Annotated in this window: 20 protein-coding genes; 5 read left to right on the top strand and 15 right to left on the bottom strand. The window is 70.7% G+C overall.

Annotated elements, in window-relative coordinates; all coding sequences use genetic code 11:
- Window positions 1-21 precede the first annotated feature (21 nt).
- The gene (locus OHB56_RS24490; RefSeq protein ID WP_406355657.1) at window positions 22-1,002 is read left to right on the top strand and encodes a MaoC family dehydratase; all 981 of its coding nucleotides are present in this window, start codon (window positions 22-24) and stop codon (window positions 1,000-1,002) included.
- Here the strand turns inward: OHB56_RS24490 and OHB56_RS24485 are convergent.
- The 6 genes from OHB56_RS24485 to OHB56_RS24460 form a co-directional block, all read right to left on the bottom strand.
- A complete protein-coding gene (locus tag OHB56_RS24485; RefSeq protein ID WP_326754163.1) occupies window positions 972-1,781 on the bottom strand; it encodes a TetR/AcrR family transcriptional regulator in 810 nt (269 codons plus the stop codon). The genes OHB56_RS24490 and OHB56_RS24485 overlap by 31 nt on opposite strands.
- A gap of 96 nt (window positions 1,782-1,877) precedes the next feature.
- Window positions 1,878-2,210 carry a DUF4229 domain-containing protein gene (locus OHB56_RS24480; protein ID WP_326757123.1) on the bottom strand — a complete coding sequence of 111 codons (333 nt, stop codon included), beginning with the start codon at window positions 2,208-2,210 and terminating at the stop codon, window positions 1,878-1,880.
- Window positions 2,211-2,384: 174 nt separating this feature from the next.
- Window positions 2,385-2,909: a GNAT family N-acetyltransferase gene (locus OHB56_RS24475; protein WP_326754162.1), complete on the bottom strand. Its 525-nt coding sequence runs from the start codon at window positions 2,907-2,909 to the stop codon at window positions 2,385-2,387.
- A gap of 17 nt (window positions 2,910-2,926) precedes the next feature.
- A complete protein-coding gene (mqnE, locus tag OHB56_RS24470) occupies window positions 2,927-4,090 on the bottom strand; it encodes an aminofutalosine synthase MqnE (RefSeq protein WP_326754161.1) in 1,164 nt (387 codons plus the stop codon).
- A 125-nt stretch (window positions 4,091-4,215) separates the two neighbouring features.
- Window positions 4,216-4,674 carry an Lrp/AsnC family transcriptional regulator gene (locus OHB56_RS24465; RefSeq protein ID WP_055595914.1) on the bottom strand — a complete coding sequence of 153 codons (459 nt, stop codon included), beginning with the start codon at window positions 4,672-4,674 and terminating at the stop codon, window positions 4,216-4,218.
- Window positions 4,675-4,783: 109 nt separating this feature from the next.
- Entirely contained in the window at window positions 4,784-5,476 is a 693-nt protein-coding gene (locus OHB56_RS24460) for a UbiX family flavin prenyltransferase (RefSeq protein WP_406355656.1), read from the bottom strand.
- A 197-nt stretch (window positions 5,477-5,673) separates the two neighbouring features.
- Between OHB56_RS24460 and OHB56_RS24455 the strand changes: the two genes are divergently transcribed.
- The gene (locus OHB56_RS24455; RefSeq protein ID WP_406359210.1) at window positions 5,674-6,219 is read left to right on the top strand and encodes a rhomboid family intramembrane serine protease; all 546 of its coding nucleotides are present in this window, start codon (window positions 5,674-5,676) and stop codon (window positions 6,217-6,219) included.
- A 196-nt stretch (window positions 6,220-6,415) separates the two neighbouring features.
- Here the strand turns inward: OHB56_RS24455 and mqnP are convergent, their stop codons facing one another.
- From mqnP to OHB56_RS24440, 3 genes are read right to left on the bottom strand one after another with little or no spacing between them, the layout of a single operon-like run.
- Entirely contained in the window at window positions 6,416-7,339 is a 924-nt protein-coding gene (gene mqnP / locus OHB56_RS24450; protein WP_406355655.1) for a menaquinone biosynthesis prenyltransferase MqnP, read from the bottom strand.
- Window positions 7,336-7,875: a hypothetical protein gene (locus OHB56_RS24445; protein WP_406355653.1), complete on the bottom strand. Its 540-nt coding sequence runs from the start codon at window positions 7,873-7,875 to the stop codon at window positions 7,336-7,338. Before OHB56_RS24445 ends, mqnP begins: the two co-directional genes overlap by 4 nt.
- Window positions 7,872-9,323, bottom strand: a complete 1,452-nt coding sequence (locus OHB56_RS24440) for a menaquinone biosynthesis decarboxylase (RefSeq protein WP_406355652.1) — start codon at window positions 9,321-9,323, stop codon at window positions 7,872-7,874. Before OHB56_RS24440 ends, OHB56_RS24445 begins: the two co-directional genes overlap by 4 nt.
- Before the next feature lie 93 nt (window positions 9,324-9,416).
- Here OHB56_RS24440 and OHB56_RS24435 point away from each other — a divergent pair, with 93 nt between their 5' ends.
- A complete protein-coding gene (locus tag OHB56_RS24435) occupies window positions 9,417-9,788 on the top strand; it encodes a PLD nuclease N-terminal domain-containing protein (protein ID WP_326754156.1) in 372 nt (123 codons plus the stop codon).
- 154 nt (window positions 9,789-9,942) lie between these two features.
- On the opposite strand, the gene OHB56_RS24430 is transcribed toward OHB56_RS24435, so the two are convergent.
- Window positions 9,943-10,224 carry a hypothetical protein gene (locus OHB56_RS24430; protein ID WP_406355651.1) on the bottom strand — a complete coding sequence of 94 codons (282 nt, stop codon included), beginning with the start codon at window positions 10,222-10,224 and terminating at the stop codon, window positions 9,943-9,945.
- Between the two features lie 121 nt (window positions 10,225-10,345).
- Here OHB56_RS24430 and OHB56_RS24425 point away from each other — a divergent pair, with 121 nt between their 5' ends.
- Together OHB56_RS24425 and OHB56_RS24420 are read left to right on the top strand one after the other, a co-directional pair.
- Window positions 10,346-11,230, top strand: coding sequence for a MerR family transcriptional regulator (locus OHB56_RS24425; protein WP_406355650.1), 885 nt, complete (start codon window positions 10,346-10,348; stop codon window positions 11,228-11,230).
- Window positions 11,231-11,294: 64 nt separating this feature from the next.
- Complete coding sequence (locus tag OHB56_RS24420) at window positions 11,295-11,753, top strand: nucleoside deaminase (protein ID WP_326754154.1); 459 nt, start codon at window positions 11,295-11,297, stop codon at window positions 11,751-11,753.
- A 74-nt stretch (window positions 11,754-11,827) separates the two neighbouring features.
- Here the strand turns inward: OHB56_RS24420 and ccsB are convergent, their stop codons facing one another.
- The 5 genes from ccsB to OHB56_RS24395 all read right to left on the bottom strand — a co-directional run bounded on the left by ccsB (window position 11,828) and on the right by OHB56_RS24395 (window position 17,751).
- Window positions 11,828-12,976 (bottom strand): c-type cytochrome biogenesis protein CcsB, encoded by a 1,149-nt coding sequence (gene ccsB, locus OHB56_RS24415; RefSeq protein ID WP_326754153.1) that lies wholly within the window; start codon window positions 12,974-12,976, stop codon window positions 11,828-11,830.
- The gene (locus OHB56_RS24410; protein ID WP_406355647.1) at window positions 12,973-14,814 is read right to left on the bottom strand and encodes a cytochrome c biogenesis protein ResB; all 1,842 of its coding nucleotides are present in this window, start codon (window positions 14,812-14,814) and stop codon (window positions 12,973-12,975) included. Before OHB56_RS24410 ends, ccsB begins: the two co-directional genes overlap by 4 nt.
- Window positions 14,815-14,819: 5 nt before the next feature.
- Window positions 14,820-15,635 (bottom strand): cytochrome c biogenesis CcdA family protein, encoded by an 816-nt coding sequence (locus OHB56_RS24405; protein WP_406355645.1) that lies wholly within the window; start codon window positions 15,633-15,635, stop codon window positions 14,820-14,822.
- A gap of 1 nt (window position 15,636) precedes the next feature.
- The gene (locus OHB56_RS24400) at window positions 15,637-16,317 is read right to left on the bottom strand and encodes a TlpA disulfide reductase family protein (RefSeq protein WP_326754151.1); all 681 of its coding nucleotides are present in this window, start codon (window positions 16,315-16,317) and stop codon (window positions 15,637-15,639) included.
- A gap of 66 nt (window positions 16,318-16,383) precedes the next feature.
- On the bottom strand, window positions 16,384-17,751 hold the full coding sequence (locus tag OHB56_RS24395) for a hypothetical protein (protein WP_406359209.1): 1,368 nt from the start codon (window positions 17,749-17,751) through the stop codon (window positions 16,384-16,386).
- Between the last annotated feature and the right edge of the window lie 130 nt (window positions 17,752-17,881).

Genomic DNA, 17,881 nt, shown 5'->3' with positions numbered 1-17,881 from the left:
CCTGCTGGGGGCGTGACCGCCATGGCCTCCGTACCCCCCGCCGCACCTCCGACCTCGGTGATCCTCGCCCGCTCCCCCGCCCTCGCCCCCCTGCTGGCACGCGGTGCGCTGCTGTCGCCGGTCAAACGCCCCCACCCCGACGCCGCGTTCCCGCGGACCCGGCTCGTCCTGCCCTCCCTGCGGGTGGACCCCGCGAGGCTGGCGGCGTACGAGCGAGTGTGCGGCTTCCCTACCTCAGGAACGGGACAAAAACAGGAGAACAGGAGGAACGCGGAGACCGGGAAGACCGGAAAAACCGGAGGGACAGGGGAAACCGGGGAGGGCTCCGGCGCGCTGCCGCTGACGTATCCCCATGTGCTGGGCTTCCCGGCGGCCGTGCGGCTGATGAGCGGCCGGGACTTCCCGCTGCCGCTGCTGGGGCTCGTCCACACGTCGCTAGAGATCACCCGGCACCGGACCGTGCCCGTCACCGGGACGCACCGACTGGGTGTGCACGTCGAAGGGCTGGCATCGCACCGGCGCGGTACAGAAGCCACCGTGGTCACCGGGCTGCGGTCGCCCGGCGGTGACCTCGTATGGGAATCGCGGAGCACGTATCTGGCCCGGCACCGCGCCTCCGGGCCGTCTTCCCCCGCCCGGCCCGTCCCGCGTCCGGAGGAGGAATCGGTGACGGCGCGGCCGCTGCCCGTCGTCGACGCGTGGCTGCTGGCCGGAGACACGGGGCGGCGGTACGGTGCCGCGTCCGGCGACCGCAACCCGATCCATCTGCACCCGCTCGCCGCACGGCTCTTCGGCTTCCCCCGCGCGATCGCGCACGGCATGTGGACCGTGGCCCGTTGCCTCGCCGCGCACGGCGCCCCGGAAGCGGTGACGGTCCGGGCCGACTTCAAAGCGCCGGTCCTGCTGCCGGGCACGGTGACGTACGGGGCGCGGGACGGGCGCTTCGAGCTGCGCGGTCCCGGCGGCCTCCTTCACCTCGCCGGGGAGGTCCGCCCGGCGTGAACGACCGCGCCGGCCCCGGCGTCTTCCATATCGGCACCGGAACCGGTGTCCGGGCCTTCGCCGTCGGGCGGTGACCAGGGGCGGCCGGCCATCAGGTCACCCAGTCCCGCCCAGGCGAAGTTCATCAGGGTGGCCGACGCCTGCCGGGCGGTGACGCCCGGGGTGCTGTTGGCCCAGTCCGCGAGCGCCTCGGCGGCGCCGACCAGCGCTTCCGCCAGCCCGGCGACCTCGCCGCCGGGGAGGTGGGGGTCCGTGGGGGTCCCCCCTGCTCGTGGGGGTCCCCCCTGCTCGAGCGAAGTCGAGAGCTTGGGGGAGCAGCCGAGAGCTTGGGGGAGTGCTTCCCGGGCGGCGGCGAGGATCAGCTCGGTCACGAACGTCACGATGTCCGCGCGCATCGCGGCGACTTCGGCGGCGAACACCTCGCCGTGCGTACGGGCCTGGAGGTGCAGCACGGCCCAGCCGTCCGGGTGCCGCGCGGTGTGGGTGAAGAACGCCGTCAGCCCCGCCCAGAGCTGGCGGTCCGCGGGGAGCACGGGACGGGCACCGGCGCGCACCGCCTCGACGAGAGCCTTCGCCTCGCGGCGGATGCACGCGATGAACAGGTCTTCCTTGGAGTTCAGATACAGGTAGACCAACGGTTTCGACACGCCCGCCAGTTCGGCGATCTCGTCCATCGACGCGGCCATGTAGCCGCGCTGGCCGAAGGTCTGCACGGCGGCGTCCAGCATTTGCTGTTCACGGACCGCACGCGGCATCCGCTTGCTCTTCACGGCACCCATACGGAGCACCCTACGGGGCGGCGGCATCCTCGCCCGCCTGCGCGGAAAACGCGGGAAACCCGTCCCGTCCGAACCGGACACCTGTCCACGGGGGTCCTACGAGGCCTTCGCCTGCTCCTGCTCTTGGTCCTGCGCCCGGCCCTGCGTGCCGCGGGTGTCGTCGTCGACGTCGTCCTCCTGGCTGCGGTTGGCCTCCAGGCCGGCCTTCGCCCGGTCGACCCGGCGCACGATGCTCTCGGAGGCCACGTCCCGCTGCTTGCGCAGCACGACGAAGCTGATCGGTGCCGAGAACACCAGGGCGAGCAGGATGATCCACAGCCCGTTGGAGTCGCCCAGGCCGCGCGGGGCGAGGCCGGAGTAGACGAGGCCCCAGACGGCCAGGAGACAGCCCACGAAGATCCCGAAGCGCATCAACGTGTAGCGGAGCATCTTCTTCCACTCTCCCGGACGAACGGCCAGAACGTATCCCAAGGGGTTCTCAATGGGACACCTCCAGTGAAGCACGCCCGCGCCCGTACACCCTCGGCGGGGTCCCCGCACAGGCGCGTACATGACATTCCTGCCGGGTCCGGAGCCGGAGCCGCCCCGAGGCCGGAGCCGGGATCAGGTCAGGGCCAGCAGCATGATGATGTCGTCCCGGTCGTCGCCGGGAGCCACCCTGATCGCACCGGGGACCCGGCCGACCTCCTTGTAGCCGCAGGAGCCGTAGAAGCGCTCCAGGCCGAGGCCGCCGCGGCAGGTGAGCCGGATCGCCTCGATGCCGGGAAGGGCGCGGGCGGCCCGTTCGGCGGCGGCGAGCAGGTCGCGGCCGTACCCCTCGCCCTGGTGACGGGGGTGGACCATCACCGTGTACAGCCAGATCCAGTGCGTCATCAGGCGGTGGGTATTGAGGGTGAGGAACGCCGTCGCGGCGACCCTCCCCTCCTCGTCGAACCCGACGAGCAGCCGGGACCGTTGCTCCTCCATCGCCACGAACTGCCGTACCAGCTCCGGCCGGACGTCCTCCCGGGTCACCGGCGGCACGAAGCCGACGGCTCCACCCGCTTCGGTGACGTCCACCCACAACTCCAGGATTCCGTCCCGGAGTCCGGGGGTGACGGGCGGATCCAGTGTGAAGGTCAGCGGCATGGAACGGGGGTTCTCCCTCAGACCCGCATCGGCTGCGGGGACTCGCGGCGGGCGGGGTCGGCGGCGTCGTACTCGCGGATGATCTCGTACCGCGTGTTGCGCTCCACCGGACGGAAACCCGCGTCGCGGATCAGGTCCAGCAGGTCGTCGCGGGTGAGCTTGTTCGGCGTGCCGAAGTCGTCCGCGTCGTGCGTGATCTTGTACTCGACGACCGAGCCGTCCATGTCGTCCGCGCCGTGCTGGAGGGCGAGCTGGGCGGTGTTGACGCCGTGCATCACCCAGAAGACCTTGACGTGCGGGACGTTGTCGAAGAGGAGACGGGAGACGGCGAACGTCTTCAGCGCCTCGGCGCCGGTCGCCATCTGCGTCCTGGACTGAAGGCGGTTGCGGATCTTGCCGTCCTTCATGTCCACGAAGTCGTGCTGGTAGCGCAGTGGGATGAAGACCTGGAAACCGCCGGTCTCGTCCTGGAGTTCACGCAGCCGCAGCACGTGGTCGACGCGGTGGCGGGGCTCCTCGATGTGGCCGTAGAGCATGGTGCAGGGGGTCTTCAGCCCCTTCTCGTGCGCCAGCCGGTGGATCCGCGACCAGTCCTCCCAGTGGGTGCGGTGGTCGACGATGTGCTGCCGGACCTCCCAGTCGAAGATCTCCGCGCCGCCGCCGGTGAGGGACTCGAGCCCGGCGTCGATCAGCTCGTCGAGGATCTCGGACGCGGACATCCCGGAGATGGTCTCGAAGTGGTGGATCTCGGTGGCGGTGAACGCCTTCAGCGACACGTTCGGCAGCGCGGCCTTCAGCTCGCGCAGGGAGCGCGGGTAGTAGCGCCAGGGCAGGTTGGGGTGGAGTCCGTTGACGATGTGCAGCTCGGTGAGGTTCTCCGCCTCCATCGCCTTGGCGAGCTTCACCGCCTCCTCGATCCGCATCGTGTACGCGTCCTTCTCCCCCGGCTTGCGCTGGAAGGAGCAGTACGCGCAGGAGGCGGTGCACACGTTCGTCATGTTGAGGTGACGGTTGACGTTGAAGTGGACGACGTCGCCGTTCTTCCGCGTCCGCACCTCGTGCGCCAGCCCGCCCAGCCAGGCCAGGTCGTCCGACTCGTACAGCGCGATGCCGTCCTCGCGGGACAGCCGCTCACCGGAGCGGACCTTCTCCTCCAGCTCGCGCTTGAGCCCGACGTCCATGCGGATCCCTCTTTCCTGACTGTCTCGACTGTCCGGACCTGCCGGCCCGGCCCTACTGGCCGGCCGTCCGGGCTTCTGCCCGCTCCGCCCGGCACGCGCCGGCCCCGCCCACCGTAACGCCCCGGCTACTGGACCTCTTCGGGCAGCTCACCGACGCGGTTCTCCCACTTCGTGGAGAGCACGATGGTGGTGCGGGTCCGGGAGACTCCTTTGGTCCCGGACAGCCTGCGGATGATCCGTTCCAGCCCGTCCACGTCGGCCGCCCGCACCTTGAGCATGAAGGAGTCGTCACCGGCGATGAACCAGCAGTCCTCGATCTCGCTCAGGTCCTTCAGCCGCTGTGCCACGTCCTCGTGGTCGGCGGCGTCGGAGAGCGAGATGCCGATCAGGGCGGTCACCCCGAGGCCGAGCGAGGCGGCGTCCACGGTGGCCCGGTAGCCGGTGATGACACCGGCCGCCTCCAGCCGGTTGATCCGGTCGGTGACGCTGGGCCCCGACAGGCCGACGAGGCGCCCCAGCTCGGCGTAGGAGGCCCGGCCGTTCTCTCTCAGGGCCTGGATGAGCTGCCTGTCCACCGCGTCCATGCGATCGAAGCCTTCCGCTGAAGAGGTCTGCACGTGATTGAGAATCGGTGAGTGGTGCTTCGGGGTGTACTGGGGTGCACGGGGAGCGCACCGGGGGTGCGGGTGCTGCTCAGGTGGTGCGGGACGGTGACGACCCACCCCCGAGCTCGCCCTTCCAGCGGCGGTACAGCTCGTGCTCGACGCCCGCCACGTCGAGTACACGGCCGGCGACGAAGTCCACCAGGTCCTGGATGTGCGTGGCGCCCGCGTAGAAGGCCGGTGAGGCGGGCACCACGGTCGCGCCTGCGTCGTCGAGGGAGACCATGTGCCGCAGGGTCTGGCCGTTCAGCGGGGTCTCCCGTACGGCGACGACCAGGGTGCGTCCCTCCTTGAGGGTCACGCTCGCCGCCCGTTGCAGCAGGTCCTTGGACAGCCCGAGCGCCACCCCGGCCACGCAGGCCGTGGAGGCGGGCACGATCAGCATGCCCTTGCTCGGATACGAGCCGGAGGAGGGGCCCGCGGCGAGGTCGCCGGCCCCCCAGTGCCGTACGCCGTCGAGGTCCACGGTGAAGGTGCCCGGCTTGCCGTCCGCTCCGCGGGACAACCATTCCCGCAGGTCGTCGCGCCAGTGGGCGTCCCGGAAGGAGATGCCGGTCTCGTCCAGCAGGGTGAGCCGCGAGGCACGGCTGACGACGAGGTCGACGCTCTCCCCCGCCTGGAGAAGCGCACGGAGGACGGCCGCCGCATATGGCGTGCCGGAAGCGCCGGACACCCCCAGGATCCAAGGCGTTCGGGTCGTCTCTCCTGGCTTGAGATGGTTCACGACACCGAGCCTATCCGGCATCGTGGGAGGGGAACCGGTCAAGGGGTCCCGTCCGTCTCCCAGGCGGACGGCCGATCCGCCTCCGCGGCGGGCGACCGGGCCCATCCCGGGCGGACGAGCGAGTCAAGGGGGTTGCCGTGTCCAACATCGATCCGCGGTGGTCGGGGCGCGAACGGGCGAAGACGGCGGCCGTGGTGATGGTGGCCTGGGTGGCGCTGCTGTGGCTGCTGGAAGTGGTCGACGTGGCCTCCGGTCATGCCCTGGACGACTTCGGCGTCATGCCGCGCACGACCTCGGAACTGGTCGACGTCGTCCCCTCCGCCTTCATCCACTTCGGCTTCGCCCATGTCGCGGCGAACAGTGTGCCGCTGCTGGTCCTCGGTTTCCTCGCCGCCCTCGGCGGCCTGCGCCGGTTCGCCGCCGTGTGCGCGTTGATCATCGTCGCCGACGGGCTGGGGGTGTGGCTCATAGCCCCGGCGCACACCAACACGGCGGGCGCCTCCGGCCTGGTCTTCGGCCTCTTCGGCTTCCTGCTGTGCAGCGGCTTCGTGGAACGCCGGCCGATGGGCGTCGTCGTCGCGGTGCTGGTCGGCGCGGTCTGGGGCGGTTCGATCCTCGCGGGCATCGCGCCCGGCCAGACCGGCGTGAGCTGGCAGGGCCACCTCATCGGCCTGCTGGCCGGTGTGGCGGCGGCCTTCCTGTTCCGCCGCAAGCCCGACCGCCGGGGCACGCTCACCGCGTGAGGCCGAGCCCTGGCGCGTGCACCCTGCCCAGGCCGGTGGCTCCGAACGATCACCCCCGCGTGCGCGGGGAGCAGGTGAGCGTGAACGGGTTCATGGGCATGGCCCTCGGAACATCCCCGGATCAGGGAGCACGAGGGGAACCTGCGGCACGCTCGCTTTCCTGCAGCCGAAGATTGAGCACGGCCACCCGAAAAGGTTAGAAGGTGAGCCCCCGCACCAGGAGGTCGATCAGGGCGCAGACGAAGAGGCTGATGCCGATGAAGCCGTTCGTCGAGAAGAACGCCCTGTTCAGGCGGGTCAGGTCGTTCGGGCGGACGATGGTGTGCTCGTAGACGAAGGCCGCCGCGACGATCACCAGGCCGAGCCAGAAGAACAGGCCGGCGCCGGTGAGCACCGCGAACCAGACGAACAGGGCCGTCGTCACGGCGTGGCAGGCGCGGGCGCCCCAGACGGCGGCGGGGATGCCGAAGCGGGCCGGGACCGACTTCACGCCGACCTCGCGGTCGGTCTCCACGTCCTGGCAGGCGTAGATGAGGTCGAAGCCGCCGATCCAGATGCCGACCGCGAGGCCGAGGACGACCGCGTCCCAGGACCAGGAGCCGGTGACGGCCAGCCAGCCGCCGATCGGGCCCATGGCCTGGGCGAGTCCGAGGATGGCCTGCGGGAAGTTCGTGAACCGCTTGCCGTACGGGTAGACCACCATCGGGATCACCGCGACCGGCGCGAGGACCAGGCAGAGCGGGTTGAGCAGCGCCGCCGCGCCCAGGAACACCACCAGGGCGATGATCGCTCCGGTCCACGCGTGCCTGACCGACATCGCGCCGGTGACCAGCTCGCGGTGGGCGGTGCGCGGGTTGCGGGCGTCGACCTCGCGGTCGATGATCCGGTTGGCGGCCATCGCGAAGGTGCGCAAGCCGACCATGGCGATCGTGACCAGGAGCAGCTTGCCCCAGTGGATGTTCTCGTCCCACTCGTACATCGCGGTGAGGGCGGCGATGTAGGCGAAGGGCAGCGCGAACACGGAGTGCTCGATCATCACCAGGCGCAGGAAGGCCTTCACCCTGCCGGTCGGGCGCGGTGCCGCGCCCGAGTCCACGATCCCGTCGGCGGTGGTCATCATGCGAGGCTCCCGAGGAACGCGTCGAGGTCGGCGAGCAGTCCGGCGACCGGCAGCGGGCCCGTCTCCACCGTGAGCGGCGTCCCGGCGTCGTCGTCGGACGGATCGTCGGGCGGGGTGACGTGCGCGGTGAAGGCGTACGCCTCCGCGCCCCCGCCTTCGCCCGCGTCCCCGTCGGTGCCCGCGTCGTCCGTCGCCGTGCCGGCCGGGCGGGCGTCCAGCCGCAGCAGCGCGCCGCCGTCGACCGTGAACGGCCCGCCCGTCGCGGCGACCAGTTCGGCGCGCAGCCGCTCGGCGAAGTCGGCGGGTTCCGCGTCGCGCACCCCGGGCAGTTCGAAGCCGCCGCCCTCGCCGTCGTGCTCGATCAGGACCGCCCAGGTGTCCCCGGCGCCCGCGAACTCCTCCGGCGTGACGCCCGCCTGCGCGGCGGCCTGCCGGACTCCGGGGTCGGCCGGGTCCAGTTCGGGGCGCACGAGGGCCACGTAGTCGGTGTCGGTGCCGATGAAGAGGGCCGGGCCGCCCACGGCGACGGGACTCACAGTCCGTACTCCTTCCAGCGGCGGTCGACCAGCGCGGCCGTGTCCGGGTCGGACTCGACCATGTCGGGCCAGCCGCCGTCGCGCGTGTACCCCTCCTCGGGCCACTTCTTCGTCGCGTCGATGCCCGCCTTGCCGCCCCAGAACTGCTGGTAGGAGGAGTGGTCGAGGTGGTCGACCGGGCCTTCGACGATGCTGAGGTCGCGGGCGTAGTCGGTGTTGCCGAGGGCCCGCCAGGCGACTTCGTGCAGGTCGTGGACGTCGCAGTCGGAGTCGACGACGATGATCAGCTTGGTCAGCGACATCATGTGAGCGCCCCAGACCGCATGCATCACCTTCTGCGCGTGCTTGGGGTACTTCTTGTCGATCGAGACGATCGCGCAGTTGTGGAAGCCGCCGGCCTCGGGGAGGTGGTAGTCCACGATGTCCGGAACGATGATCTTGAGGAGCGGGAGGAAGAAGCGCTCGGTGGCGCGGCCCAGCGGCCCGTCCTCCGTCGGCGGACGGCCGACGACGATCGACTGGAGCAGCGGGCGCTTACGCATGGTGACGCAGTCGATCTTCAGTGCGGGGAACGGTTCCTGCGGGGTGTAGAACCCGGTGTGGTCGCCGAACGGGCCCTCGGGGAGCATCTCGCCCGGCTCCAGCCAGCCCTCGATGACGACCTCGGCGTGCGCCGGGACCTGGAGCGGAACCGTCTTGCAGTCGACCATCTCGATCCGCTTGCCCTGCAGGAACCCGGCGAAGAGGTACTCGTCGATGTCGCCGGGGAGCGGCGCGGTGGAGGCGTACGTCACGGCGGGCGGGCAGCCGAAGGCGATGGCGACCGGCAGCCGCTCACCGCGCCGGGCGGCCACCTGGTAGTGGTTCCGGCTGTCCTTGTGGATCTGCCAGTGCATGCCGATGGTGCGCTTGTCGTGTCGCTGGAGCCGGTACAGGCCGAGGTTGCGGATGCCCGTCTCGGGGTGCTTGGTGTGGGTGAGGCCCAGGTTGAAGAAGGAGCCGCCGTCCTTGGGCCAGGTGAACAGGGCGGGGAGCTGGTCGAGGTCCACGTCGTCGCCCTGGAGGACGACCTCGTGCACCGGGGCGTCCTTCACCTTCTTCGGCGGTACGTGGGTCATCGAGCCGAGCTTGCCGAACGCCTCGCGCATGCCCACGAAGCCGTTGGGCAGCTCGGGCTTGAGCAGGCCGCCGATCTTCTCGCTGATCTCGGCGTACGACTTCAGGCCGAGCGCCTTCAGCAGGCGGCGGTCGGTGCCGTACACGTTCATCGCGAGGGGCATGCTCGAGCCGCGCACGTTCTCGAAGAGCAGTGCGGGACCGCCGGCCTTCTGCACCCGGTCGACGATCTCACCGACCTCGAGGTACGGGTCGACCTCGGCCTTGACGCGCTTGAGGTCGCCCTCGCGGTCCAGAGCCCTGAGCAGGGAGCGAAGATCGTCGTAAGCCATGGGGTCAAGTATCCCCGAGCGGCTACCCTGGCCCTGTACCTGGGGGCAGTGGCCGTGCCGACACCCCCGACGACCCCTTCTCTGGAGAGGCCCATGCTCAGGGTGCTGATGTTCCTCGTCCCCCTTGCCCTGAGCGTCTACGCGTTCATCGACTGCATCAGCACGAAGGACGAGGACATCCGTCACATGCCCAAGCCGCTGTGGGCGATCCTCGTGCTGCTGTTCCCGCTCGTCGGTTCGATCTCGTGGATCATCGCCGGCAAGAAGCGGCACCCCGCGGGTACCGGCGCCGGCTCAGCCTGGAGCCGGGGCGGCGGCCGGCAGCAGTGGGTGGCTCCGGACGACAACCCCGACTTCCTGAAGTCCCTCGGCGAGGAGAAGAACGGGCCCGGGGAGAAGGGCCCTGACCCCGACCCGAGCAAGGACAAGGGCAGGGAACGGGACGAGAAGCCCGAGACCGACTGAGGAACGGGACGGGGGCTCTGGTCCGGCCCGATCACTTCACCAGCGGCCGGCCGGCTGCCTGGCCGCTGCATCGTCGTCAGCCCGCTCGCCCCCGTCCGATGGGCGGGCCGCACGCCGGCAGGGGCGGGCCGGTCTGCATCCGTGAGGGCCGGGGTCACTCGCCTTCGAAGATCTCCTCCGCCTCCGACACGACAACCGCCCGGACGAGCCACGCTCGGAGGAGCTCCGCGTCACCGCATCCGGTGATCAGCCCGCGCACCTCGTCGGTGACCTCGAGACCGCGCTGCTCGAGGACGAGCAGCACGTCTTCAGCCGCCCGCTGCACGTGCCCCTGCTCGAGGCCCTGCTCGAGGCCCTGCTCGAGGCCCTGCGCGCGCCCTTCGTCCCGGATCTCCTCGGAGAGGGAGGACTTGTAGAAGGAGAGGGCCACGGCCACCAGATTCCTCCAGAGGTGCTCGGCCGGGCGGTTGCCCGGGCATGGTTGCGGCCTGGATGCGCCGAGCGTAGGAGGGTGGGGGCTCAAGATCCGGTTCGGGCGGTGATGTTCACCCACTCGAATGAGGGCGGAGAAGGGGCGGGCGGTGGGGAGTGAGGTGCGGTTCCGGTCTGTCGATCTGGCGCGGTCGGCCGGGGTGTCGACGCAGCAGATCCGGAACTACGAGGAGTCCGGGGTGCTGCCGCCCGCTTCGCGGACCGAGTCCGGGTACCGGGTGTTCGAGGAGGTGCACCGGCAGGCGCTGCTGGCGTTCCGGGCGCTGCTGAAGGGGTACGGGCCGGTGACCGCGACGCCGGTGATGCGGAGGGTGCACGGCGGGGACGTGCCGGGCGCGCTGGCCCTGGTCGACGCCGCGCATGCCGCGCTGCACGAGGAGCGGGTGGCGCTGCGTGCCGCGGACGAGGCCCTGCGGGCGTTGGCCGGTGCCGGGCCCGTCGCGTCGTCCCGCCCGGCGCTGCGCATCGGGGAGGTGGCCGCGCTGCTGGGCGTACGGACGTCGGCGCTGCGGGTGTGGGAGGCCGCCGGGCTGCTGACGCCCCGGCGGGAACGCGGCACCGGGTACCGCCTGTTCGATCCCGCCGACGTCCGCGACGCCCGGCTCGTCCACACCCTGCGCAGCAGCCACTACCTGTTCGACCGGATCCGCCCGGTGCTGGACGGGCTGCGCCGGGAGGGCAGCAGCGAGGCCCTGCGGGTGGCCCTCGTCGCGCGCGGCGAGGCGCTCACCGCGCGCACGCGGGCGATGCTGGAGGGCGCGGGGGCCCTCCACTCCTACCTGGGGCTGGTCGCCGCCGGGGATTCCGCCAGGAATCCTGCCGAAGGTTCTGCCGGGGATCCTGCCGGGGGCTCTGACAGGGGCTCTGACAGGAGTTCTGCCGGAGGTCGCACCGGGGTTCCGACGAGGGGCCACACCGGAAGTCCTGCGGGGGATTCTGCGGGGGACTGACGTCCGTCGCCCGGTCGGCCCATCGCCGGCCGGGGGATGAGCGGGTTCGGGGAGACTGGCCGTCATGGAGTCGATCGATGCGGAAACGGCCCGTGCCTGGCTCGCCCCCGCCGTCGCGGAGGCCCGTGCCGGTCTCGCCGAGGGGGGCGTCCCCGTGGGCGCCGCGCTGTACGGAGCCGACGGGACCCTGCTCGGCCGGGGCCGCAACCGCCGCGTGCAGGACGGTGATCCGTCGGTGCACGCGGAGACGGCCGCCTTCCGGGCGGCGGGACGGCAGCGCTCGTACCGCGGGACGACGATGGTGACGACCCTGTCGCCGTGCTGGTACTGCTCCGGGCTGGTCCGGCAGTTCGGCATCCCGCGGGTGGTGATCGGCGAGGCGGCCACCTTCCACGGCGGGCACGACTGGCTCGCCGAGCACGGCGTACGGATCGTGCTGCTCGACGATCCCGAGTGCGCCGCGATGATGCGGGACTTCATCGCGCGGCGCCCCGAGGTGTGGAACGAGGACATCGGGAGATGACGAAGGCCGGTTCCCGTACCCGGGTGACCCGGGTACGGGAACCGGCCTTCGCGGGCGGTGCCTCGGGGCGCCGCTCAGAAGCCGATGGCGGTGAGGGCGCTCATCCCGACGTCGGCGTAGGAGTGCTTGCCGGAGACGAAGATGTTCACGCCGTAGTAGTTGAACAGCCAGCAGCCGAAGGCGGCCAGGGCCAGGTAGGCGGCCTTGCGGCCCTTCCAGCCGGCGGTGGCGCGGGCGTGCAGGTAGCAGGCGTAGGCGACCCAGGTGATGAAGGACCAGGTCTCCTTGGGGTCCCAGCCCCAGTAGCGGCCCCAGGCGTCGCCGGCCCAGATGGCGCCCGCGATGATCGTGAACGTCCACAGCGGGAAGACGGCCGCGTTGACGCGGTAGGAGAACTTGTCGAGCGAGGCGGCGGCGGGCAGCCTCTCCAGGACCGAGGTGGCGAAGCCGCCGGGCTTGCCGCCGCGCGCGAGCTTGCTCTCGTAGGAGTCCTTGAACAGGTACAGGATCGTGCCGACCGCGCCGACGTAGAAGACCGCGCCGCACAGGATCGCGGTGGAGACGTGGATGTAGAGCCAGTACGAGTCGAGCGCGGGGACCAGCTGGTCGCTCTCGGTGTACAGGACGGTGACGGCCAGACCGAGGTCGAGGAGGACCGTGGTGGTCAGGAACAGGCCGAGCCAGCGCACGTTCTTCTTCAGGGCCAGCAGCAGGACGTACACGCCGACTGCGGTCGTGGTGAAGGTGATGTTGAACTCGTACATGTTGCCCCACGGCGCCCGCTGCACGGACAGCGCGCGGGTGAGCACCCCGCCGAACTCGATCAGGAAGGCGAGCACGGTGAAGGAGACGGCGATCCGCCCGTAGAGGTCGCCCTGCGCGTCCCCGCCGTGCGCCCCCGGCCCGTCGGGCACGTCCCGCGCGCCGGCCGCGGCCCGTACGACGACCTTGGGCCGCTCCAGTACGGCGGTGCCGCCCTCCTTCTTCACCGTGACGGCGGGGGCCTTCTTCGCCGTCTCCCCGCGAGGGGTGAGCGCGGCGGCGGTGCGGGCGACCTTGCTGCGGCTGCCGAAGATCCATTCGGCGATGTACGCGAAGAAGGCCAGGGTGTAGACCGCCATCGCGGAGTAGATCAGGACGTTGCTGATCTCCGCGAGGTTCTCGTTGTTCGCGGCGGCCAGGCTCGTGGCGGTGGCCAGATCGGTTGCGGCGGCGAGCGTCACGGCTTCTCAGCCCCTTCGGCAGGTACGGCTCGAGGATCGGGGGATGCGGGGGAATCCGGCGCGTCGGAGGAAGGCTCGGGGTCCGAGCCCAGGTCCGGGTCAGGGTCCGAGCCCGGGTCCGGCTCGGCGTCCGGGGCGCCCGGGGCGTGGTCGTAGAGGATTCCGGCGAGGTCGCCGAGTTCCTCGGGCACGGTGGCGGACTCGCTGCGGCCGAGCCCGGCCATCTCGACGACGGTGACGCCGTCGGGGCCCTCGACCGCGCGCACCCACACCCGGCGCCGCTGGATGAACAGGGAGCCGGCCAGACCGGCGATGGCCACGAGGGCGCCGCCGAGGGCCCAGCCGCCGCCCGGCTCCTGGACCATCTGGAAGCCGGCCCACTCCCTGACCTCCTTCTCGAAGGTCACCGAGCCCGCACCGTTCGGGAGGGTCATGGTCTCGCCGGGCGTCAGCATCTTCTTGAACAGCTCGCCGTCGGAGTCCTTGAACTCCTTCATCTTGGTCTTGTCCATCTGGTACACGCTCTGCGGAATGCCCGAGTCGGCCTTCAGGTCGCCGTGGTAGGCGGACAGGGCGAGCACCGGATAGTCGAGGCCCGGGAACTGGGAGAGCATCGTGCCGCTCTGGGAGCCGCCGAAGGTGGGCACGAAGAAGGCGTTGAAGCCGAGCTGTTCCTTCTTGCCCTCGGCGTTGCGGTAGCCGTCGAGGACCTTGACCACGCCGGAGGAGGTGACGTTGGAGTCGAGCGGCAGCAGGGGCACGGCGTCCTTGAAGACGACCTTGCCGTCGCCGTCGCGGACGGTGACCACGGGCGCGTAGCCGTGGCTGACGAGGTAGATCCTGGAGTCGCCGATCACCAGCGGTTCGTTCACCTTGACGGTGGTCGTCTTCTCCTCGCCGTAGGCGCCCTCGGTGTAGACGAGCTCGGTCTCGTAGGTGCGCGGCGTTCCCTTGTTGGGGCCGCTGCGCTCGTAGGTGCCGGTGAAGGACTTCACCTCGAAGCTGAACGGCTCCAGGTCGGTGACGTCGAAGAGGTTGCCGGACTTGAAGTCGTCGTACTGCGTGAGCGTGTTGGCGAAGCCGTTGCCCTCGACGATCAGCTTGTTGCCCTCGGACTTGAACAGCTGGCCCCAGGCGAAGGCGATCAGCATCACGATCAGGGCGAGGTGGAAGGCGAGGTTGCCCGCCTCGCGCAGATAGCCCTTCTCGGCGGCGACGGCGTCACCGGCGAGGTGGGCGCGGAAGCGGCGCTTCTTCAGCAGGGCGAGCGCGGCCTCGCGGACCTGCTCAGGGTCGGCCTCGGTGCGCCAGGTGGTGTACGCGGGCAGCCGGGTCAGGCGTCGGGGGGCGCCCGGGGGGCGCCCGCGCAGCTGGCCGACGAACTGCAGGGTGCGGGGCGCGATGCAGCCGATGAGGGAGATGAACAGCAGGATGTAGATCGCCGAGAACCACACCGAGCTGTAGACGTTGAACAGGCCGAGCTTGTCGTAGACCGGTGCGAGGAACTCGTGCTGCTCGCGGAAGTCGGCGACCCGGGTCTCGTCGACACCGGTCTGCGGGATCAGCGAGCCGGGGATCGCGGCGAGCGACAGCAGCAGGAGCAGCAGCAGCGCGACCCGCATGGAGGTGAGCTGCCGCCAGAACCAGCGGGCCCAGCCGATGACGCCCAGGGCGGGCAGGTTCGGCAGGTCCTCCTGGGGCGCGGTGGACAGCTGGGAGCCGGCCTCGCCCAGATCCTGCTCCTTGGCCTGGTCCTGCTCCCGGGCGGCGGCGTCGGCCGCGTCGCCCTCGGATCCCGCCGGGGTGTGTCCCGGCCCGGTTTCGGATGTCGTGCTCATCGCCGTCAGATCCCCACAGTGAAGCCGTTGGACCAGGTCTGCATCTCCATCACGAGGCTGTCCCACACACCGGTGAGCAGCAGCACTCCGGTCACGATCATCATCGTGCCGCCGATCCGCATGACCCAGACGTAGTGCCGCTTGACCCAGCCGAAGGCGCCGAGGGCCTTGCGGAAGGCCACGGCCGCGAGGACGAAGGGCAGACCCAGCCCCAGACAGTACGCGACGGTCAGTACGGCCCCGCGTCCGGCGCTCTCCTGCTGTGCGGAAAGCGTCAGCACGGAGGCGAGGGTGGGGCCGATGCAGGGCGTCCAGCCGATGCCGAAGAGGGCGCCGAGGACGGGCGCGCCGGCCAGTCCGGCCGCCGGACGCTTGTGGAAGCGGAACTCACGCTGGGTCAGCCAGGGCATCATCCCCATGAAGAAGACGCCCATGAGGATCATGAGGACGCCGAGCACCTTGGTGAGGATGCCCGACTGTTCCTGCAGCGTCTGCCCGAAGTAGCCGAAGAAGGCCCCGCCGGAGACGAACACGACGGTGAAGCCGAGGACGAAGAGCGAGGCGCCGGCGACCATCCGGCCGCGCCGGGCCTCGGCCAGGTCGGTGCCGGAGACGCCGGTGACGTAGGAGAGGTAGCCGGGGACCAGCGGCAGGACGCAGGGCGAGAAGAAGGAGACGAGCCCGCCGAGCAGGGCGATGGGCAGCGCCACCAGCAGGGCGCCGTTGAGCACCGTGCCGTTGTAGACCGGGGCGGCGGCGAGGTGTCCCGTCCCGGCGGCGAGGGAGCCCACGTCGGCCGCGAGCGTGGTGAGGGCGGTCACGTCACTTCTCCGCGAGGACCGGCTCGAGCATCTTCAGCAGCCGTTCCTCGCTGAGTGCGGTCAGCGAGCGGGCCGCGATCCCGCCGTCCCGGTCCAGGATCAGGGTGGAGGGGATCGCCTGCGGGTTGAGGGTGCCCTTCTCGAAGCGGAGCATCAGCTTGCCCGTGGGGTCGTACAGGCTCGGGTAGGTGACGCCGAAGTCCTTCTCGAAGGCGAGCGCCGCGCCGGTGGTGCTGTCGCGGGTGTTGATGCCGACGAACTGCACGTCCTGGTCGGCGTAGTCCTTGGACACCTTGGCGAAGTACTTGGCCTCGGCCCGGCACGGGTTGCACCAGGAGCCCCACATGTTGAGGACGACGACCTTGCCCTGGAAGTCGGCGACGTCGAGGTGTTCGCCCTCGAGCGTCTTGCCGGACAGCTCGGGCGCGGCGGCGCGCTCGCCCTTGGCGGCGGTGGAGATGCCGTCGGTGCCGGTGACGAAGTTGGTGTTGCCGCCCCCGCCGGACGTTCCTCCGGAACCGCACGCGGTGAGCAGCAGTGCGGCCACCGCGGCGCCGGCGGTCAGGGCGGCACGGCGGGAGGCGCGGGCGCGCGGGGGACGCACGCGGGCGGCACGGGCACCGGTGTCACAAACGCCGGTGGCGCGGTTCGAGCGCTGGGGGGCGCGGCTGACGGCACTCATGTGAAAAGTTTCGCATGTCCGTTCCGGGGATCTTGGGCACCCCCCTTGCGGGCGGAAACCCGCATATCAGGCGCTGCTCGCGGCGCCCGCCCCCGCGCCCGTCCCGGCCCCCGCCCCCGCGGTGTCGCCGGAGCCGCCCGTACCGCCGGAGCCGCACAGGAAGCCCTTCCAGCCCCCGGCCGGTTCCTGCCCGACCCCCAGCGTGCGCAACTGCTCCAGCACCTCGGGCTTCTGCACGTCCAGCCAGTCGGTGAACTGCCGGAAGGAGACCATGCGGACGTCGCCGCCCTTCTCCCTCTCCCGCGCGATGTGCTTGATGGCACCCTCGACGGCGTCCATGTAGATGCCGCCGTTCCACTGTTCGAAGTGGTTGCCGACGAAGAAGGGTGCCCGGTTCGTCTCATATGCCCGCTTGAAGCCCGATATGAGTGCCTGAGTGGCCTGTTCCCGCCAGGCGGGGTGGTGGCGCGCGGGCGCGTTGGTGGAGTTGACGGACTGGTTGGCGAGGATGTTGTAGTCCATCGACAGGACCTCGAAGGACCGCCCGGGGAAAGGTATCTGCTGCAGGGGGAGGTCCCATATGCCCTGGCGCTTCGACGGCCAGACCTGCAGGCCGCCGGGCGAGGAGGCGTCGTAGCGCCAGCCCAGGTCGCGGGCGGTGGTCAGCAGGTTGTCCTGGCCGAGCAGACAGGGCGCACGGCCGCCGACGAGTTCCTTGTCGTAGTCGAACGGCAGCGACGGCAGGTCCGTCCAGCCTGAGTTGGTCCGCCACTCCTTCACGAACGACTTCGCCTGGTCTATCTCGCTGCGCCACTGCCGCGGCGTCCAGTTGCCGACGCTGCCGGAGCCGGCGCAGAAGTGGCCGTTGAAGTGGGTGCCGATCTCGTGGCCCTCGAGCCAGGAACGGCGGACGTTCTTCAGCGTGTCCTTGATGTGGTCGTCGGTGAGGTAGCCGATGTCGGAGGCGCCGCGCGGGTTGTTCGGCGGGTCGTACAGCCGCTTCTTCGACTCGGGCAGCAGATAGACGCCGGAGAGGAAGAACGTCATGTGCGCGTCGTGTTCCTCGGCGAGGTCCAGGAAGCGCGGGAAGAGACCGTTGCCGACCTCGCCGGCCCCGTCCCAGGAGAAGACGACGAACTGCGGCGGGGCCTGACCCGGTTCCAGCGGCACCGGCCGGGAGGGCTGGTGGGGCTGCTTGCCGGTGAAGGCGGTGGAGCCGTCGCCGATCGGCCGGGCGGTCTTCGTCGGCTCGGGTTTCCCGGAACGGTCACCACCCGTGGAGTCACCGCCCTGGGAGTCACCGCCCGTGGAGTCCCCGCCCTGGGAACCGCCCGTACGCCCCGAGCCCGTTTCGCCGCCACAGCCGGCCAACGAGACGGCCGCGGCGGCCCCCGCGCCGAGTCCGAGCATTCCCCTGCGGGTGAGCGCACGCATGACATCCCCGATCGTCACGTCCTCCGGTGTTCACTCCTTCAGAGGACGCGACGGGAACAAAGGTTCCTCACCCCGTGCGAAGGTTCCGCAACGAACGTCACGAAAGCGTGCCGGGCCGTCAGGTGCGCGG

The organism is Streptomyces sp. NBC_01635 (assembly GCF_045209715.1).
GTDB classification, from domain to species: Bacteria; Actinomycetota; Actinomycetes; order Streptomycetales; family Streptomycetaceae; genus Streptomyces; species Streptomyces hirsutus.
Note: the sequence above shows the minus strand (reverse complement) of the source record. Positions and strands in the feature narration are given on the sequence as shown.

What these genes read in the sequence shown, in the direction of transcription:
- OHB56_RS24490 (WP_406355657.1), top strand. Translation starts at nt 22, where the DNA reads ATGGCCTCCGTACCCCCCGCCGCACCTCCGACCTCGGTGATCCTCGCC.
- OHB56_RS24485 (WP_326754163.1), bottom strand. Translation starts at nt 1,781, where the DNA reads ATGGGTGCCGTGAAGAGCAAGCGGATGCCGCGTGCGGTCCGTGAACAG.
- OHB56_RS24480 (WP_326757123.1), bottom strand. Translation starts at nt 2,210, where the DNA reads ATGCTCCGCTACACGTTGATGCGCTTCGGGATCTTCGTGGGCTGTCTC.
- OHB56_RS24475 (WP_326754162.1), bottom strand. Translation starts at nt 2,909, where the DNA reads ATGCCGCTGACCTTCACACTGGATCCGCCCGTCACCCCCGGACTCCGG.
- mqnE (WP_326754161.1), bottom strand. Translation starts at nt 4,090, where the DNA reads ATGGACGTCGGGCTCAAGCGCGAGCTGGAGGAGAAGGTCCGCTCCGGT.
- OHB56_RS24465 (WP_055595914.1), bottom strand. Translation starts at nt 4,674, where the DNA reads ATGGACGCGGTGGACAGGCAGCTCATCCAGGCCCTGAGAGAGAACGGC.
- OHB56_RS24455 (WP_406359210.1), top strand. Translation starts at nt 5,674, where the DNA reads ATGGTGGCCTGGGTGGCGCTGCTGTGGCTGCTGGAAGTGGTCGACGTG.
- mqnP (WP_406355655.1), bottom strand. Translation starts at nt 7,339, where the DNA reads ATGATGACCACCGCCGACGGGATCGTGGACTCGGGCGCGGCACCGCGC.
- OHB56_RS24440 (WP_406355652.1), bottom strand. Translation starts at nt 9,323, where the DNA reads ATGGCTTACGACGATCTTCGCTCCCTGCTCAGGGCTCTGGACCGCGAG.
- OHB56_RS24435 (WP_326754156.1), top strand. Translation starts at nt 9,417, where the DNA reads ATGCTCAGGGTGCTGATGTTCCTCGTCCCCCTTGCCCTGAGCGTCTAC.
- OHB56_RS24425 (WP_406355650.1), top strand. Translation starts at nt 10,346, where the DNA reads ATGAGGGCGGAGAAGGGGCGGGCGGTGGGGAGTGAGGTGCGGTTCCGG.
- OHB56_RS24420 (WP_326754154.1), top strand. Translation starts at nt 11,295, where the DNA reads ATGGAGTCGATCGATGCGGAAACGGCCCGTGCCTGGCTCGCCCCCGCC.
- OHB56_RS24410 (WP_406355647.1), bottom strand. Translation starts at nt 14,814, where the DNA reads ATGAGCACGACATCCGAAACCGGGCCGGGACACACCCCGGCGGGATCC.
- OHB56_RS24400 (WP_326754151.1), bottom strand. Translation starts at nt 16,317, where the DNA reads ATGAGTGCCGTCAGCCGCGCCCCCCAGCGCTCGAACCGCGCCACCGGC.
- OHB56_RS24395 (WP_406359209.1), bottom strand. Translation starts at nt 17,751, where the DNA reads ATGCGTGCGCTCACCCGCAGGGGAATGCTCGGACTCGGCGCGGGGGCC.